Origin of the sequence: Collinsella sp. TM09-10AT (assembly GCF_003436275.1) — a bacterium.
Taxonomy (GTDB): domain Bacteria; phylum Actinomycetota; class Coriobacteriia; order Coriobacteriales; family Coriobacteriaceae; genus Collinsella.
In genome coordinates this window covers 122392-139762 of sequence record NZ_QSOP01000001.1, presented here as the reverse complement: position 1 = coordinate 139762, position 17371 = coordinate 122392, and the positions used below count along the sequence as shown (strand labels likewise).

General features: G+C 56.1%; 13 protein-coding genes. 4 read left to right on the top strand and 9 right to left on the bottom strand.

What is annotated here, in order from left to right:
• Window position 1: 1 nt before the first annotated feature.
• The 6 genes from pelF to DXD77_RS00570 form a co-directional block, all read right to left on the bottom strand.
• Entirely contained in the window at window positions 2-1429 is a 1428-nt protein-coding gene (gene pelF / locus DXD77_RS00595) for a GT4 family glycosyltransferase PelF (RefSeq protein WP_117647304.1), read from the bottom strand.
• Complete coding sequence (locus DXD77_RS00590) at window positions 1426-3306, bottom strand: DUF2194 domain-containing protein (RefSeq protein WP_117647302.1); 1881 nt, start codon at window positions 3304-3306, stop codon at window positions 1426-1428. The genes pelF and DXD77_RS00590 overlap by 4 nt, the downstream gene beginning before the upstream one ends.
• Window positions 3303-4208, bottom strand: a complete 906-nt coding sequence (locus DXD77_RS00585; protein ID WP_117647300.1) for a hypothetical protein — start codon at window positions 4206-4208, stop codon at window positions 3303-3305. Before DXD77_RS00585 ends, DXD77_RS00590 begins: the two co-directional genes overlap by 4 nt.
• Window positions 4205-6343 carry a DUF4118 domain-containing protein gene (locus DXD77_RS00580; RefSeq protein WP_117647299.1) on the bottom strand — a complete coding sequence of 713 codons (2139 nt, stop codon included), beginning with the start codon at window positions 6341-6343 and terminating at the stop codon, window positions 4205-4207. The genes DXD77_RS00585 and DXD77_RS00580 overlap by 4 nt, the downstream gene beginning before the upstream one ends.
• 340 nt (window positions 6344-6683) lie before the next feature.
• Window positions 6684-7352 carry an RloB family protein gene (locus DXD77_RS00575; RefSeq protein ID WP_117564826.1) on the bottom strand — a complete coding sequence of 223 codons (669 nt, stop codon included), beginning with the start codon at window positions 7350-7352 and terminating at the stop codon, window positions 6684-6686.
• 1 nt (window position 7353) lies between these two features.
• On the bottom strand, window positions 7354-8571 hold the full coding sequence (locus DXD77_RS00570; RefSeq protein ID WP_158548969.1) for an ATP/GTP-binding protein: 1218 nt from the start codon (window positions 8569-8571) through the stop codon (window positions 7354-7356).
• A gap of 528 nt (window positions 8572-9099) precedes the next feature.
• On the opposite strand from DXD77_RS00570, the gene DXD77_RS00565 reads away from it, so the two are divergent.
• Window positions 9100-9771 carry a hypothetical protein gene (locus DXD77_RS00565; RefSeq protein WP_117564828.1) on the top strand — a complete coding sequence of 224 codons (672 nt, stop codon included), beginning with the start codon at window positions 9100-9102 and terminating at the stop codon, window positions 9769-9771.
• Between the two features lie 241 nt (window positions 9772-10012).
• Here DXD77_RS00565 and DXD77_RS00560 read toward each other — a convergent pair whose 3' ends face one another.
• Window positions 10013-10747, bottom strand: coding sequence for a hypothetical protein (locus DXD77_RS00560; protein WP_117646607.1), 735 nt, complete (start codon window positions 10745-10747; stop codon window positions 10013-10015).
• A 178-nt stretch (window positions 10748-10925) separates the two neighbouring features.
• Between DXD77_RS00560 and DXD77_RS00555 the strand changes: the two genes are divergently transcribed.
• Window positions 10926-11480 carry a P-loop NTPase fold protein gene (locus DXD77_RS00555; protein WP_117564830.1) on the top strand — a complete coding sequence of 185 codons (555 nt, stop codon included), beginning with the start codon at window positions 10926-10928 and terminating at the stop codon, window positions 11478-11480.
• Window positions 11465-12283, top strand: coding sequence for a P-loop NTPase fold protein (locus DXD77_RS00550; RefSeq protein ID WP_117564831.1), 819 nt, complete (start codon window positions 11465-11467; stop codon window positions 12281-12283). The genes DXD77_RS00555 and DXD77_RS00550 overlap by 16 nt, the downstream gene beginning before the upstream one ends.
• A gap of 416 nt (window positions 12284-12699) precedes the next feature.
• Here DXD77_RS00550 and DXD77_RS00545 read toward each other — a convergent pair whose 3' ends face one another.
• Window positions 12700-14517, bottom strand: coding sequence for a UvrD-helicase domain-containing protein (locus DXD77_RS00545; RefSeq protein WP_233506669.1), 1818 nt, complete (start codon window positions 14515-14517; stop codon window positions 12700-12702).
• Window positions 14511-16244 (bottom strand): ATP-dependent endonuclease, encoded by a 1734-nt coding sequence (locus tag DXD77_RS00540; RefSeq protein WP_117564833.1) that lies wholly within the window; start codon window positions 16242-16244, stop codon window positions 14511-14513. Before DXD77_RS00540 ends, DXD77_RS00545 begins: the two co-directional genes overlap by 7 nt.
• Before the next feature lie 292 nt (window positions 16245-16536).
• Here DXD77_RS00540 and DXD77_RS10630 point away from each other — a divergent pair, with 292 nt between their 5' ends.
• Window positions 16537-17199 carry a hypothetical protein gene (locus DXD77_RS10630; RefSeq protein WP_117564834.1) on the top strand — a complete coding sequence of 221 codons (663 nt, stop codon included), beginning with the start codon at window positions 16537-16539 and terminating at the stop codon, window positions 17197-17199.
• Window positions 17200-17371: the final 172 nt, after the last annotated feature.

The window sequence follows — 17371 nt, the reverse complement described above, 5'->3', positions numbered from 1 at the left end:
GCTACTCCCCCTCTCTGGGCAGGTCGAACGCACGCGCCGTCTCGTCGTACAGTGCGCGATAGTTGGCGAGCATCTGCTCGTGCAAAAAGTACGTGGCAACACGGCGCTGGCCGCGCTCCCCCATCTCGATACGGCGGGCGCGACTCGCGCACATGCGCTCCATGGCATCGGCCAAGCCCTTGCGATACATGGGCGGGCTCACAAAGCCCGCCACGCCAAAATCGTCGCCCGGGGCGCCTTCCAGCAGCTCACGGCAGCAGCCCACCTCGGTCGTCACGCAGGGACGACGCGCGGCGAGCGACTCCAGCACACTGAGCGGCTGGCCCTCGGAGATACTCGTCAAAATGGTAAAGTCGAGCTTTTCCATGTACTCGACCACGTTGACGCGCCCGGTAAAGATCAGATCGCGCACGCCCAGGGTATCGACCAGCGCGTGGCACTCGGCACCGTACTCCTCGTCGTCCACGCCGCCCATGATGTGCAGACGCACCTTGGGAAGGCGCTCGTGCAGCTCAAAGAAGGCATAGATCATGGTCTTGACGTCCTTGATGGGCGCCAGGCGCACCACCGCGCCAATGTCCACCCAGCCGTCATCGGTCTTTAAGGGAATGTCCTTAAAGCGGTCGAACTGGATGCCGTTGGGGATGACCAGGCATTTACCTGCATCGCAGCCCATATCGATCTGCGTCTTGCGGGCGTTATGAAACAAGCTCGTCACGCGAAAGGAGCGGCGGTAGATCTCCTCCGAAAGCAGGTAGAAAAAGCGAATCCAGCGGTCCTTAAACGACGGCACCACCCAGTCGGCGCGAATGATCTCTTCCTCGCGCTCGCGAGTATAAATGCCATGCTCGGTCAGCAGCACCGGCGCATGGTGAACGATTGAGCCCAGGCAGGCGAGCAGGCCACCGTAGCCGGTCGAGATGGCGTGGTACACATCGGCCACCGGCACCTCGCTGCCCAGAAGGTAGAGCACGGGCAGCAGCATGGAGCGCATGGTGTGGAATGCATCGGCAAAGGGCGTGTATGGGTACTCGGCCAGGCACACGTCGCGAAAGATATCCATAAAGGCGCGACTCTGCAAAAACGAGAGCGGATGCACGCGACGGCGCTGGAAGATATCGAACAACACGTCCCAGTCCGGATTGGAGAGCGATACCAGGCGGCGCAGCGCCTCGCGCTCGTGAGCGTTAAAGTCGGCCTCTTCTTGCTCGCCCGAAAGCCGCAGGGCGTCGTCCAGAAACACCTCGTGTACCTCGACCACGTTGCCGGGCAGCTCGTAGACAAACTTGCCGCGGTCGGCAGCATGCGCGCCGATCACCCACAGCACAAACTCGTGCTCGGGCATGGCCTGTATGTAGCCGTGCATCCAGGTGGACACGCCGCCGTGCACATAGGGGTAGCAACCCTCGAGTACCAAGCAGATTCTCATTTGTCGCCACCCTCCTTGCGTGCAATGGTCACCGTCTTGTCCGTGGCTTTGACCAGGTACAGGTCGCCCGTCAGATGCGTAATCTCGCCACCCGTGACTGCACCCGGGTCGCCGTTGTTGGCGCGAAACATGAGCCACGCCTCGTCGTGGAAATTGCCCAGGCTGAGCGTCCAGGCATCCGCACTTGTATCCACGCTCACCGTCACGGACGAAAAGCGCTGGATGGCGCCCGAGCATTCCGAACCGGTCTGGCGCCGCAGGTCGGGCGCAGACTTGGAAAGCCAGTCCAGGTAGTCGGTCAGGCCGCCCTTGTAGACCTCCCAGCCCTCCTTAGCGCCGCGATCGGGGTCCAAAAGGTCGTCCGGATGCATAAAGTGCGTGCTCACGTAGTGCATGTTGAGCTCGGACACGGCTGCCAGGCGCATATAGGAATCGTCGACCATGCCGCCCGAGACAATACGAGGCTGCTCCACAATGCCATCGCTCGCCACGCCAAACTCCTGTACGTACGGCAGGTCGGTGCCATCCTCAAAATACGTACTGGCGATGGTCTTAATGCGCGGAACGTCGGTGCCGATAAGCTTGCGCGCACGGGCCGAAAGGATATTCGACGGTGGCACATAGACCGAGCCGTGCGCGTTGGGCAGTACCTCGTCCTGGAAGGCTATAAGCTCGTTGAGCGATGCGACGAGCGCCTCCTTGTTCTTCCACGTCTTGTAGTCGTACAGTGTGCCATAGTCGGTATCCCAGAGCGCCAGCGGCTGATGGTTGTAGCCGTGGAAACCCAGCTCTCCGCCCATCTGCAGCAGCATGCCGCCAAAGTAGCGGAACTGCGTGGTATCGGCCTGGCGCGCGGGCTCGGTCTGGTTGACCGCGTCCTCGTAGTTTTCGATCATCACGCCGGTAAAGCGAACGCCAAATTTTTGCGCGAGCTTTTGAAGATCGGGCCACCAGACCTTGGCATAAAAGTCGGCGATAGAAAGCCCGTAGTCGCGCTTGATATAGGTGCCGTCGCCCGAGGGCACGGGGCTGGGAAAGTCGTCCAGATAGAAGACGGCGCTGTTGATGACGGGGTAGGCCGTGGCATCGCCCAGCAGGCTGATCGCCGCGGCGTAAAAACCGCGCATGACCTTGTCATAGATACCGATATTGCACACCACGGTGCGACCGCTACCGCAGTCATTCGACCAAATGAGCGGGGCGCCCGCATCGCCGGTCTTAGCCCACACACGAGCCGTCTCGCGCAGCGAAACCGAAAGCGACGAATCAAAGGGGTCCGAGAGCTCGTAGCGCTCTCCCCCGCCCAGCATAAAGTCCTCGCTCGGCACAATGCTCTCGGCTTTTACATAGTCATATCCGGCAGATTCAATGCCAAGCTTAGGAGCAATCACTTGCAGATAGCCCGAGTTATCCGGCGGCATGGCGAGCATAAGCGAACCGCCGGCACTCACCCAACTTATAATGTCGCTCAGGTGCGTACCGAGCCCATCGAGCGACGGCATGAGCAAAATCACGCGATCGTAGGAGGTCAGCGAGGGAATGGCATCCGCGCCGTCCAGGGCAAGGTCCACGTCGCGGTGCGCGATCTTCATGTCGAGCAGAATCTGGTCGAACTGCTCCTTTACGTCCTCGACGCCAGCTTGATCGGAATCGGTAATGACCAGGCACGTGGGCTTTTGGCCAAATATTGCCGAGGAAGCCGGCACCGCATCGTTGGCGGCAAGCATCCCCAGCTTATGCTGGCCCGCACTGTACTGTACGCCGGCGCGCTCCACCAGCAGCACGGCCGCCATGGCAATAAAGACCGCCCACACCACAAGCAGCCCCATCCAGCGAAAATGGCCCGCACGGTCGCGGATATGCTGTACCACGCTCATCGGGCCTCCTCTCCGTTGCGCCAAAACGCCAGTTCCTCGCGGTTGGCGGCGCTCAAGTATACATGCTGTTTGTCAATCGCATCGATCACGCGGTGGACCTCGTCACCGTCGCGGCGCATCACCGCGAGGCGCAGACAAAGCATCCAAACCTCCTGCTCCTCGGGCACATCGAGCACCAGCTGGTCGGTCACGGCCTGCGCCTCGTCGATCTGTCCGACATCGGCCAGCGCCGTCGCGTATCGAATGCGAAGCTCAAGGGTGTCCTCGCGCTCGCAGCGACGCGCAAGCAAACGCGCGTACTGTTGGCGCTGAATCTGAGCCACGCGCCCCTCGGCCAAGCCCGAGTCCAAGTATTCACCAAGAAAATCGCAATATTCGTTGAGGTTTTGCGCGCTCGGGTCTGTCTTAAAGGCACGCTCCAGCTGCTGCAGTTTAAGGTCGGACTCCTTGGAGATCTGCGCCACCGCCGTCGCGGCATAGTGCGCCACCTCAACGTCGTCGTTAAGCTTAGCCGCCTGCAGCTGCGCCAGGTACGCGTCGGGCTCCTCGGTGAGCATGGAGAGCATGAGGCGGCGCCGGTATGCCGGGTCGTTGACGATGAGCGCCTCCTCGAGCGGCACTACGCCTGCATCATCCTCACCACTCGGTACCGGCATACTGCGATGCAGGTCGTCGTTGAAGCGCAGCGACTCCAGCGCAGACTCTTTCAGTCCCTCGCCAAACACCGCGCTGCGGACCGATAGCAGAGCCACCAGCAATGGGCCCCACAGCGGCACCAGCACTATCACAGGCAGCATGTGCCCGCGCACCGGCAGCAGGCCCAGCTTCATGAGCGTCCACAGCACCAGGCAAACCAGCGCATGAATCAGCAGCAAGACGGCAGCAACGACAAGCGAGATCAAGCGGCACCCCCCTCACCGTCACCGGTGTAAGAGATGTGCTGCAACAGCGCCACGATGTCCTCGCCGTCGACGGGCTCCACCGCAATCTGCTTTGCGCTCAGGCGCTCGCGGATAATGGGCAGATCGCACGCCTTTGCCTGACGCATAAGCAGGTAGAGCACGTCGCCGTCGACCAAGCCCGCCGCATCGTTCTCGCGGATAGCCGAACCAATCGCGCCCACCAGCTCGCCGACAGGCTCCATGCCCGGCACCACGCGCAGGAGCAAAAAGCTCCCCATCTTGCTATCTGCCAACGCCTGCTCCGCCACGAGCTCTTGGCCAAAGGCCGCCTGCTTGAGCACGCAAGTGCCGTCAACGCAGCGCTTATCCTGCGCCACCGCCTCATAGTCAAAGGCGCGCCCCAGCGCGCTTTCGACCAAGCCGCACAAGATGCGGAACAGGTTTTGGTAATAGAGCGTCATTTGATTCTGAGCCGCACGACGCACAGAGATCAACACGGCGGGTGCCCCGTCGCGCTCGATCGAGTATCCAAACATGGGCAGCCCCGGCGTCAATTCGCGATTCACCCACAGGTTCGAACGACCCCCGCCGCCCAAAAGGGGCGCAAGCTGCTCAAGCGAAAACGAGCGCGTGGCGTCTTCGGCAATCACGGGACTCGCCGCCACCAGACGTGCAAACGCCCCGCCCGAAACGTGGTAGATCGCCACCGAATCGTTTTCCAGAATCTCACCCATGAGCTCGCAGCACTTGCGATAGATGTCGCGCGGATTGAGCACGTCGAGCTCTTGCGTCACGGCAAAGATCTTGCCAAAGCTATCCTGACGCCCCACAATCTGGCGCTTGTATGTGCGCTTGTCCTCGATGGCATCGTGGTAGAGCTGCGTAAGAAACGTATTGCGGTTGCGCACGAGCTCGTTTTGATCACGCTCCGCCCTAATGGCCTCGCTGTTACGCAGCTGCACATAGCCGCACACGGCACCCACCACAAAGTACGCGATAAACGGCAGCCAGTTGGACGGCTCATAGAACAGGCCCTGGAAGGTATAGCCGTACTGAGTAAAGTAGCTCGCGGCCAAACCCACCGACGCCAGCAGCGCCGCAACCAGGCCAAAGTCCAAGCCATACAATGTGCCGATCAGCACAACGTAGAGCAGGCGATAATCGAGCACGTTGAGCTGGGCAGATTGGGAGAACAGATGCTCCAGTACCTCGAAGAAAACCCAAGCAACGCCCGTCTCCAGGCATTTGATGGGCAGCGAGCGCATCTGGATACGGTCGATGGCGGCACGCAGCGGATTGACCTTTTTGATGCGTCCAGCGCCCCAGCGAGCTTGAATGGTCGAAAGATCGCGCAGCAAGTCGTAACGCTGAAACCAGCCATAGCGCACGCGAACGACGTCGCTGGCGGGCAGAGCATAGCCGGCAGAATCGCCATAGGCAACGTCAAGCCCTGGGAACAGCGCCTTGAGGGCCTCGCCCACCTCACCTGACGTGTGATGGAAGGCATCGGCAACGTCGAGCGTCTCAAAGTTACCATCCCAGCTGTCGAAGATACGGCGTACCAGCACCGCAAGCTCCTCGGCACACAGCAGGGGAAACGCCGCAGCTTGCGCGCCCTGCAGAGCGACCGATCCGGTTGAGCACGCGTCGAACAGCGGCACCAAAAACGGGTCCTCCAGCGCGGCAGACGCGGTATACAGGAACGGCACGCGCAGGATCTTGGTTTGAACGCCCTCGCGAGCAGCGTAGTAGCGGCACAGGTCGTTGGCTGCGTGCGCGATAATGCCTTTGCCCGTTTGTTCTGCGGCATCGGTGGCATCCTCAGCGCCCGCGGGCCCGGCTACAAACAGCAGCTGAACCCGGCGCCCCATGCACGCACGAAAGACCGAACGCAGAAGCTCGATATCGCCCACGGTATCGGTATGCGGGGTAAGGTAATTAGACAGGTAGACCACGCGGTCGAACTCGTAGGCCTGATCCAGGTGCTGGAGGAGCTCTTTCCACGAGGCATGGGGCGACGACTCATCGCGGCGCGCTTCCTGCGCGGCTACGACATTAACGTGGTCCTCGGGGAATGCCTTGGCGCAAAAGTCATCGTCAACATATGCGGTGTTGCCAACAACCAGCACCTCCATGGCGTTCCCCCTTTCATCAGATTTCAATCATGCAAAACATGCGTATTGTACGCTGCCAACGCGAGCTGGAACGCCTTTAAGGCTGTCTTAAGAACTTTTTTAGAGGATGTGGGAACTTCGAGAGTGTTAAATGAGCGCCCAATCCGGAAGTGCGGCGAAAATCCGAGATCGGCAGACCAAGCCCGGTTTTAGACAGCAGCGACCTGCGGTTTTGTTGGCAAAAATCGGTTTGTGCTCAGAGGTTTCCGATTTTCCCCGCACTTCTCCTACGCACTGGACTTGCAATAGCACAGTACAATCCGTCAATCGCCCTAACCGGAAAGCCAATCCACAGACTCGACTAGCCAACCAGATACGGCCCGATTACATCGAAAATTTCGCCCACCTTAGTTGCAGGGTTTTGCGCAGATGGCATAACGTTGCCCAGCCCCCTATGGTATGTAACGAGGCGCCCAACACGCTGCAATGCCTCGCCTCGTTTGCCGTCCACCACCTCGAACAGCCCGTCCAAGTTCTTGCGGTACTCGATGCCCAGGTCTCTCGACATCTCCTGCGCGAGGGCATGCTGGCAGTCGGACGCGGACATATGCGCGGTCGTGTAGCGAAAGTGCAGAAGAGGCCACAGCTCGAAGCAGGGGTTCGACCACAACGCATGGAAGGTCCTCGAACCATCGGAGAGCTCGTCGCATTTGCGCTCCATCGCGTCAAAGTCGGACGCAGGAAAGTCATCCTTGTCATACACGAGCCACACATGGTCGAATGTCTCGGGCGCATAGCGGCAGTGTTCGACGGCAAAGTCAAGTAGGTCAAGTGTGTGTTTGCCGGTCCCCTTAACGACAATGGCAACCTTACGCTCGTTCGCCGCACCCAACGCCGCACGCACACCCTCAAAGTAGCGAGGCTCGGTCTCCTTGCCCTCGCTCACTACAAGATGACGCGTCATCTGAACCATGCGCGAGCGGCCCTCTCGTTTGCCGCTACGCCAGCCCTTCGACTTCTTCGCCACCATGCTAATCCCACTCCTCGATGCGGGTGAGATACGGATCGGCGCCGTAGCGACCGGACAGGTATTGCTTGTCGAAAGCCGCGTTCTTGCTTACCAGATTACCGTTTGCCTCGTGGATGTCGGCGAGAGACCACAGTTGGCTCGCCTCCCCCTCGCCGCGCGCAGCGAACCATATCTCGTCACGGCGGAACACATCGTTTCGCATGGTTGACACATCCTGGGACGAGAAGATGAGCTGCGCGCCACTCTTGTTGACCCCAGGATCCTTAAACAGCAGAATCACATAGCGAAGAAGCTTCGGGTGCAGTTTGGCGTCGAGCTCGTCTACCACAACGGTGCCACCACGCTCAAGCGCTGTCATCAGATACGCAGCCAACCCCATGAGCTTCTGGGTTCCGGCAGATTCCTCGGATAAACGCAGCTCGTACGCCTTGCCGCCCACCTCGTGCCTCACGAAGACGCGCTGGCCGCGCCACTCCGGCGCCCTCTCCACTCTGAAGCCATCAATACGTACATCAACGGCGCGCAAAAAACGCGTGACCTCGGGTGAGTCATCCTCATCGAGCAATTGTTCGAGCATCTGCTCCAGATAGGAGCTGTTATAGTTCAGGAACACCCCGTCAAGAAACCAGCTGGCAGCCTCCTTGACCACCGGCGCGTCAAAGTTGATGCAGAGAAACGACAGGTACGGCAGCCTCGGGTTGAATCTCGCAGCCGTCACGAGCTTACGCAGCGTGGGACCGAGCTCAACCTCTGCGCCCTCACGCTCGAACAGCATCGCCGTGCGTGACGCTCCCAATTTTCGCCGCCATAGGCCTTCGGACACGATCTCGTCCGCATGCACGGACAGGGCATAGCGGTACTCGTGCTCACCCGCGCGATAGTAGAGCTCGAATTCGGTGGGCTCAGCAGCCGACACTTCATCGAACTCAAACGCAGAGCAACGTGGTATCGAAGGACGGTTACCCTCTGGCGCATCAGTGCTGGCAGACAGCAATCTGATCGGCCTGGCCACCGCCGAGCGAACGTAATCAAGCGCCTCGAGCAGATTAGACTTGCCGCCAGCGTTAGGCCCGTACACCGCAGCCACCGGAAGAAAACTCTGCCCGTCAGGGAACTCTATGAGGGAGCACTCGAACTCCCTCATCGATGTTGCCTGCATAGAAAGCTCGGTCTCGTCGCGATAGGATCTATAGTTCCTGAAGGTGAACTGACAAAGCATCGTCCTCAAAATTCCTTTCATTGTTTTGAAAAGATATTTCAGAGTTTTTATTTGATTATAGACTTTAAGAAACATCAATCAAGTGTTTACCACTCCCAAGACAACAGGTATAGGGCGCCGAACACGGAAGTGCGGTAAAAATGAGTCCATCGTCGAAGCGGACACGGCCGGCGTGCCAGACTTTAAACGCATAAAAAAGGGCAACACCCTCTAACTGAAAGCGTCGCCCTTAAAGCCCCAAAGAGCTTTTGTACTATGACTACGTACTATACACCTCAATAAGGTGAAGCATCATACCCAGTTCGCCCGCCACGAAAGCATCAATGCCCACAAGCTAGAGGATGATCGAATCAACCGCATACCAGGTTCTTCAACGTCGAGACGCATTGCTTTAGATCGGACGCTACGCCAACTTTCACGACATTACCCAATCCGGCACGCGGGTTTGAGGAGACGCTCTTATATTTGCACTAAGAACCTGAGCACATGACGAGGCTCGGGATACATCAACCAACGAGAGGACTCGCCATGCCAATAGACGGAATCATCTACCTACTGAAGTTCGCTCCCCAAGAGGCGTACATCGACGACCTGATGAACGGGCGCCTCTATATGAACGCCGCCGGCTACTATCACGGTCTGCCCGGAGAGCAGGGCGATCCGCTAGAAGCGTCTCTGGCATGCGGCATGGGCATCTACGCCCATTGGCTCTTGCCGATCTACTGCATGTACACGGTGTGGGAGAGCGACATCGTTGACAACGCTGTCGTAATTACCAAGCGAATGGTCGAGGAGTTCAGGTGTTCCGACGGCTGGATCGGCATCGTGCGGTATGACCGCTTTGAGCGGCTGCTAAATAGGAAGTTTGATTCGGGAGATGGCGTATCCCTGCACGGCCCCGTCTTTTACGGCGCCCCTAGTCCAAGCGTAACTGCCGAGGCATTCCAAGGCATCCCGGACAACCTTGTTATCAAAACACCCAAATTTGCATACCAACGGGAGTATCGAATCGTCGGATCGCAACCGGTCAAGTGGCGCCTTAAGCCCGACAAGAACAACCCTGACTACAAAATCGAAGAGTATGGACATGCGGAACTGGACTTAGGCGGCAGCCTTATGGACTTTTCCTGGAAGGTGCCGGTATCGAGCCTCACGGAGGTTAAAGGCGGCCTCATGCTTAAACTGCCGTTAGCTAAATAACAAGTCGACGAGCAAGCAATCGACCACTCGAAAAGCCACAATGGAACCCTACTCAATACCGCAAGGAACTAATGGAACTGGGGCACGGCGCAATCTCCGCCGCCCTCCGCAGACGACTCAAGCTCAAGCGAGAAAATACTCACGTTACATCGCCACGCGAACTCACAACTCTTGAGTCACTGCTTAATCGAACTTGACGGGAATGGAGCGGGTTCGCCTAATTGCTAGTCGGCAACTACACTCAATCATTCACTTGAATCGAACTCACGCCCCGTTCGCAATCATCACGAGAATCTCTCTCGCCTGATGAAGGCAGCTGCAGTGGCTTGTCAACATGAAAGCCCGGAGAAGAGCAGAGCGCGGTATCGATAACATATAACGGATCGCTCGAGCCGATTTCGATCCCCCGACTCGAGAACTTCAATCGCTGCGGGGCGGGCAGATAGCGAGGGGCCTCATCCGCATTGTGTTCATACTCATACCGATATAAACAGGAAAGGAGAACGAACAATCCTGAAAGCGCCTGGAGCACATTGCCAAGATTGGCTTCGGCATAGCTATCTAAGCGATGGTGTTTGACATTGTTATACGAGATCCACCATTCAGGATTCATGGTGGATTCGGTCCCATCATCTGCCCACCAAGATGACCAGGGGTTAATAACGATCTCGCTGGCATCAATAACAACCCAGCTAAAACGAAACTGTTGCGAGAAGCGAGCGTGAACCATCTCACGCGCTCCGGAAATGTTTTTAACCACACCCCAATTGACGCTCTCGTAACGCCCAACAAGGTGGTTAAGATCTTTAAAGGCGACGTCGATCTCGGAACAAATCGAGAGATAGGCTTTGACGAGCTCGGCGCCATAGGTGCCATAGTTCGCTTCGGTTGGCTCGATGTAATGCAATATACGAATGACATCTTCCTCGAGCAAAATGAAGTAATCCCAGTGTATTTGACTCATTGAAAGCGCCATCTAAACCATCCAATCAATCAGCATAACCAGTAAGCCCATTTTACGGTCTAGGCATTGTTAAACATTAAAAGGGTAAAACCTACGGATGGAAGCCAGATAAGAAGAGACCTACCGATCCTATTTACGGAAAGAATAAGACCGAAACACAATCTAAGACCACAGAAAGAAGGCGGCCACCATGAAACGAGTCGATGAGGAGCCCACGCCGAAAGCGATTGACAACGCCCTCAGCCAGGATCCGCTTCACCGCAAGAGAGAAATTGAGGACTTTCTAAAGATGCTCATTACAGTTGAGCCTCCGTATACCTTTGTTATTGACGCGCCTTGGGGATCTGGTAAGACATTCTTTGTAAAACAAGTAGCTAGAGTCCTGCAAATGGCAAATCCGACTCTCAACCACGATTTCGAGACACTTAACGCGACACTAGGAGAAACCGCAACAGAACTCCCCGCGACACCATGCCTCCCCATTTATTTCAACGCATGGGAAGACGACCATTTCGACAATCCGATCTTGCCTATATTGGCCTCTATCGCTAACGCCGTAGACGAACAGAGCGTCAAGGGAGGAAAGGATTTCGGCAAGGGAGTCATTAGCGTCATAGAAACCGCCGCCTCCATTATTGGATACGGCGTTGACATTAATGGCATCATTGAAAATTTCAGCGGCACCGATTTTCTCGAACAGTACAAAGCGGAAAAGAGCTTAGGAGCAAAATTGGCGAGCTCATAAAGAGCCATCTGCCCAAGGTAGCCAAACGAGCCATCATCTTTATCGACGAGCTTGACCGCTGCCGGCCCGAATTCGCTATAAAGGTGCTCGAGCAGACCAAAACCCTGTTTCAACAAGAAAGCATTGTTGTGGTTTATTCGACCAGCATCACGCAGCTTGCACATTCCCTCCAAGGCGTATATGGCCCAAGATTTGAAGGGAGAAAATACCTCGAGCGCTTCTACGACAAGCGCCTAGAGCTAAATCCGATAAAGCCGGCTGACTACCTTCTGTATAAAGGCATCAATACAATGGATGGATATACCTTCATGGATATAACCGTCGATTTGCTCAGCTACAAACATGCCTCACTAAGAGCCTGCAACAGGCTTATCGACTCTATAACAAGTCTGTCCGGATACATTACTAACCACTGGGAGCACTTTGGGGATGGAAGGGTTCAGCATTTCCAAGACCAGGGCCTGCTTCCTGTAATAAATATTCTTGCTTACTATGACCCGCTCGCCTGGCACGAAATGAAAACCAGCACTGACTTCGGGGCTGTCTACGAACTTGCGAAACACAGCAATCGCTTCATCCAATATCTTGATGAAGTGATTGAATCGGTATGGGGAGCCAATAAGGATGAACTTCCCTATAAGCAGGATATTGAAAATAGACGCAAGCGTATTGTAGAAGATCTATGCGCGTTGATATACGGCAACGATGACAGGGACCCACGGGTCAAAGAACTGGGCAATTGTGAACTTACCAGAATGTCTTTCAATCAGCAGCTATATCAGCGCCTGACGCCACCATCGTAGGGCGGCGGCGATCCGTCCAGTGGCCTTATGCACAGCTCCATGACGCCCGCATCCGGGCTCGAGGCAATGGCACTCGACCACTTCATCCGAGAAGAAGCAACCATCACGGACAAAGACGCACACGACACGACCCGCGCCAACATGAGCAAAAACAACACGCGGCAGCACCGCAGAGCCGAACGTTAGCAAGAAAAAGGCAACGAGGGCCCATGACGGCCACGGCGCCTAGGCGCAATGCTGCGGTACCACTTCGCAATATTCAACAGTGGCTAATTAAACAAACACCGCATCCTACCAAGACGCCAGTGCCCAAGCCGTTCTAGTCAAAGAGCAGCTTGGGCACACTCCATGAGACCATAGTAAGGGCCGCAACCGGACCTCGCGTCAGAAGCAGACACGCTCCATCCCACCGGCAATCACCCCTCCCCGTCCATGACCGTCCAGCTCACAGGCTCAATGCCCGGAAGAGACGTTAGGCAAGAGGGGCAGGCAACCTGATAGTTCCCGTAATTTGTTCTGCGCTGCATCGAAGCGGAGACGTATACCGCTTTGCGGGCGCGAGTGACGCCGACGTACAGCAGGCCTATTTCCTCAATAAGCCCATCTGGCATTTTCTTCGCATCAGCAATCTGGCAACCTCGCGCAGAACGTAAGCATATACCAGCATTTTCGCAACGAGAGCAAATCCCTCCAGGCCAATCGAAACGCGTAACGCCCGGAATGAAAACGGTGTCCCACTCGAGCCCCTTAGCGGAGTGAGCGGTCATCATGGAGATGCCCACATCAAGGTAATCGGAGAAACGTCGCAGGGAGCCCTCGGAAAAGATACTAACTATATAGTCGAAGCGCTCCGAAGGTCCCATCGCGACGCAGTCATTTTTAAGGTGTTTCCGCAGCGCTCCTAGAAGCATGGCATAGGACCGCCCATACTCGAACCTCTTGGAGCCAGTCAGCAGTTCATCAGAGATGGAGTCGATTATTTTGTCCGCAGCAGACCGGCTGACGCCCTTTTCTCCAGACACTGCATCAGTAATCCTGGATAAAGCAAACGCATTGAATTCGATGAACCCCCGACTTGTATCCGAGAAGAGTCCGTTGAAGTAAGAGATACCTTCTTTAGCAAGCTCTTCCATAATGAGATCGGCAAGGGCACCACGCTTACGAACAAGAATCGCAATCCTCCCGCCACTGCTTTGAGCGAGCGCCGTAACCTTGGAAACGATGGCAGTCGCTTCGTCTTGCTGAGTAGAGCCAACAAATATGGGAAGTCGGGGCGTACCGCCGGCAATGGTGCCCTTCATGTTGGAGCGAATCGCAGCACCGAGCTCTCCGACGATAGATCTCCCAGAAAACCTATGGTTATGCTCGAGTTCCAACGGCGTTAGACGCAGGTCGGTAGTGGCCTTTGCCTTTAAGCCTTCCATTGCACCAATAAAACCATAAACACGCTGAATGGGGTCGCCGAACATGCAGATCCCCGACTCATCAGAAATCAGACCCCTTAGGAAGACATAGCACAACGCATTCGTGTCCTGCGCCTCGTCGACAAGCACGACAGGATATGCTGCCGACAGATAGGACCTTAACTTGGGAAAATGAGCGAGCAATTCAATTGCAAGGGAAATCATTGCAGAGTATGGCAAGAGACCGTTCGATGCAAACCTTTCCTTGATGATCCTATTAAAGGAAAACATCACACGCCTCAAGTCCATTTCCTGACCGTTTCTCATGAAGCGGAGGAAGTCGTCAACGGCATTCTTTTCATCCCAGGTCAGCCTGCCACCTCGCGAAACCAGCTCGCTAACGGCGCTGTTGTCATCAACCATAGAGAGCTCGCCAACGTTCACTGGGAGCGAGAGCGATTTCCAGTATCTGCGTAGCAGAGCCCAAGCAAAGCCGTGGAAGTTGGTCGCCATGACGCTGTCCTCAAAACGCTTGGCCACGGGACCAGGAAGTGCCGACATAGTGATGCCCAAATTCATACGCATCCTCCGCGCGGCGGCAACGCTAAAGGTCAGGGCCAAAATCCTTTTTGGCGGATGGACTTCGCCAGATGCCAGCAGCCAGCAAGCCCGCCCAGTCATCACCGTGGTCTTCCCGTAGCCTGCCGGCGCCTCCACGAACACCCTCTTTGATGGCGAGAAAATCGCGGAGCACTGTGACGCATCCCCACCACAGCGCGCCTCAATCTCGGCTCTAACACTATCCCGCAGGTCAGTCTGACTCATCAGCATTCGAGCCCCACGGCCTTGCGAATAATACTTTTGTAACATGTGGGAACGCCATTAGCACCAAGAGCCTCCGCGAGGGCGACGCCAGACACGACGCCCTTGTTCGATGAAAGCCATGCATACATAAGCGCACGTGATTTGGGCGTGTCTGCGAATAACCCGTCAAACTCCGATCCCCGGAAATCGTATTCAGGGTCCCGCAAGTTAACGCCGTAGACAGCACAGGCGCTTTTCAAAGCTTTACTATTCCCCTTGATGCAAGTTGCCCTCTGAAGAGGATCAATCGACTCAAGAAGCGCAATAAACGCACCCTGGTTATCGCTAGCGAAGAACGAGTCAACGACCTCACCTTCGAAATCCCGTTCGGTTGTCGTTATATGGTCTTCAGAAGTTTCTTGCAGCTCATCCTCATCTCTGTCGACAATTGAATAATTTGGGATCTCGAACTTGCCCAGAAGTTCACAGAGTGGTTTAACGTTCTTTTTCCCGCCGGCCCTGATAGGCACAACTCCATAATCATCCAGATCCATCCCAAGGTTGCGAGCGAACACCGGAATGGCTCCAGACTCTGTCTGCCCCTCAAAAGCCAAAACCGACCGCGCGAAAAAGGCCTCTCGTATCGACTCAAAGTTCAGCATAAGATGCTTTTCAACCTTGTCGGACAGGTCAATATCCCTACCGCATATGACCTTCGGCGAATTTTCGCCCTGCCCGAATCGCACAATGTTCTTATAGCCGCGAGCCAGAATGTTAGGCGAATGCGTCACCATGATCAGCTGAGCTTTGATTGAATCAATTCCGAAATAGTCCTTTAGAAGAGCATTGAATCTATCATCCTTCCCTTCGCAAATCCTATGCAAGCTCTTCGAGAGACGCCTCTGCATATACGGGTGAAGGTGGGCTTCGGGTTCGTCATAAGCCAGAACGGCATGCAGCACGCGTCTGTCATCATCATCTGAGCAAAGGCTCTCTTGAAGGCGTTTAGGCGAAAGACGCATAATGCTCTCGATTATCGAGAGCGAGGCAATAGCGAGGTACTGCAAGCCTACCCCTGCCTTTTTAAAATGAACGCCCCTCTTGTCAAGCAAGGTAACCAAACTTCCAAGCGTTCCGCCATCCGATGAATCGACGCCAGGCCTCACACCATATGATGACAGGATCGGAACGTCGCCGACGATTTCGCCGAGATCTGCAACCAGACCTTCGAGCTCGCTCCCATCCAGAAAATCGGAGACCTCTTTACCCTCCTTATCTAGATAAAGAGCGATACCTTTGGAGAGAACTTTACCGACACCTCGGGTACCATCAAACGCCAGGTCTCCCCTATTAAAGGATGCAGTCGAGTACCTGAACATGTGAACGGATCGCATCAGAGAGGGTGGAATACTTTCTCCGCTCCCTTCGGCCTTAAATTCAATTCGAGAATCCGGGTCGTCAGCAAAAGCGCAGATGGTAATAGTGTTTCCGGTCGTAGGATCGATGTCGAGCCTCGTTATTCCGATCTCGTCCTCGTCCAACTTTAAAGTTACTAGAGCCCCTGCGCGCTTTTCAATGTCAGCGAAATCCTCTTCGCTAATCGTCGCTTGATTGAAAATTGTATTGAGCAAGTCAAGCACATTCGTTTTGCCGAGGTTGTTCTCGCCGACAATATAGCTCACGTCCTCGTCAAAACTAATCGACACTCCATCGAGATTCCGATAGTTCTCAATCCTCAGTTTAGAGATCCTCATGCGTCCTCCCGACCTTTATGGTTTTATGGCTTCCAACAATCTAACACGCCTCGTGTTGTACTGAACTTGAGGCACAGCCACTTCGAGAGGCTTGTAAATCATAAGAGTAGTCCTAAGAAGGTTGTTTACATGCACCAAGCCGTCTCCTAAGACTCCCCCTCCCCAACATTCCCCAGAAAGTTCGCTGATGTTGACTGGGGTTCCCGTAAAATAAACCCCAACAAAATATGTGCGGAGTGCTGGCCTGGAGCTGCCTTCGGACCCTATTGGCTGCTCACCGAGAGGCTCCGCTATGAAACGATCCCTTTACTACCTGCTCTGCGCGATCGCGTGCACGTCCATGGTCGGCGCGACGTTGCCTATGGCAGCCATCGCAGAAGCTATGCAGCCTCAAGAAACCGCCGGGCAGCAGGCGCAAGCCGACGCAACGAGCAGCGACGCAGGCAAGGCCGAAGACGGCACCAACACAAGCACGACAGCAGATACCGTAGAGGACAGCACCGCAACATCCACCGGCACCAGCGCCGTCAACACGGAAAGCGCCGACGGCACCGCCGCCGCAACCGGCACCCCCGCCCCATCCCTCCGAGCCCAAGCCAACCCCACGCCTGAGGCCATCTCCACCACGTCACAAACCACCTACGCCCACTCCGCCACGGCAAGCCAAAACGGCGTCACCTTCACCGTATCGTGGAACGACGCCCCCGCGGGCACCGCGACGACCTTCCACGTAACCCAAACCAACGGCTCGTCCCAGGCCAAGGCGCGCATGGACGTGCCCACCTATTGGGACGGCGGCAGCCAGGAAAGCGTCTGCGACCCGTCGCGCCAGGCATGGGCCAGCTACTACAGCCTTCGGGTCCGCGCTCGCGATCGGGCCCAAAGAATCCACGTGGGACCACAATTCACTTGCATGGAGCTAGCGAAGGTGCCTATCCCAAATCAGAAATGGTAAAACCAGCAGCAGTGCGATGCAGAGGGGCGCGGCCAGCAGGGTGGCCACGCCCGAGTTGATGCGCTCGCGAATTTCTTGGGAGCTCAAGAGATGAGCTCGTTCACGCGCTTTTGCACAGACGCATAGAGGCTTCCGAGCTTCTTTGAATAGCAGGGGCGCGCCGGCGTTTGCC

Bases quoted from the DNA above. Each gene is read 5' to 3' on its own strand.
- pelF (WP_117647304.1), bottom strand. From the start codon at position 1,429: ATGAGAATCTGCTTGGTACTCGAGGGTTGCTACCCCTATGTGCACGGC.
- DXD77_RS00590 (WP_117647302.1), bottom strand. From the start codon at position 3,306: ATGAGCGTGGTACAGCATATCCGCGACCGTGCGGGCCATTTTCGCTGG.
- DXD77_RS00580 (WP_117647299.1), bottom strand. From the start codon at position 6,343: ATGGAGGTGCTGGTTGTTGGCAACACCGCATATGTTGACGATGACTTT.
- DXD77_RS00575 (WP_117564826.1), bottom strand. From the start codon at position 7,352: ATGGTGGCGAAGAAGTCGAAGGGCTGGCGTAGCGGCAAACGAGAGGGC.
- DXD77_RS00570 (WP_158548969.1), bottom strand. From the start codon at position 8,571: ATGCTTTGTCAGTTCACCTTCAGGAACTATAGATCCTATCGCGACGAG.
- DXD77_RS00565 (WP_117564828.1), top strand. From the start codon at position 9,100: ATGCCAATAGACGGAATCATCTACCTACTGAAGTTCGCTCCCCAAGAG.
- DXD77_RS00560 (WP_117646607.1), bottom strand. From the start codon at position 10,747: ATGGCGCTTTCAATGAGTCAAATACACTGGGATTACTTCATTTTGCTC.
- DXD77_RS00555 (WP_117564830.1), top strand. From the start codon at position 10,926: ATGAAACGAGTCGATGAGGAGCCCACGCCGAAAGCGATTGACAACGCC.
- DXD77_RS00545 (WP_233506669.1), bottom strand. From the start codon at position 14,517: ATGCTGATGAGTCAGACTGACCTGCGGGATAGTGTTAGAGCCGAGATT.
- DXD77_RS00540 (WP_117564833.1), bottom strand. From the start codon at position 16,244: ATGAGGATCTCTAAACTGAGGATTGAGAACTATCGGAATCTCGATGGA.
- DXD77_RS10630 (WP_117564834.1), top strand. From the start codon at position 16,537: ATGAAACGATCCCTTTACTACCTGCTCTGCGCGATCGCGTGCACGTCC.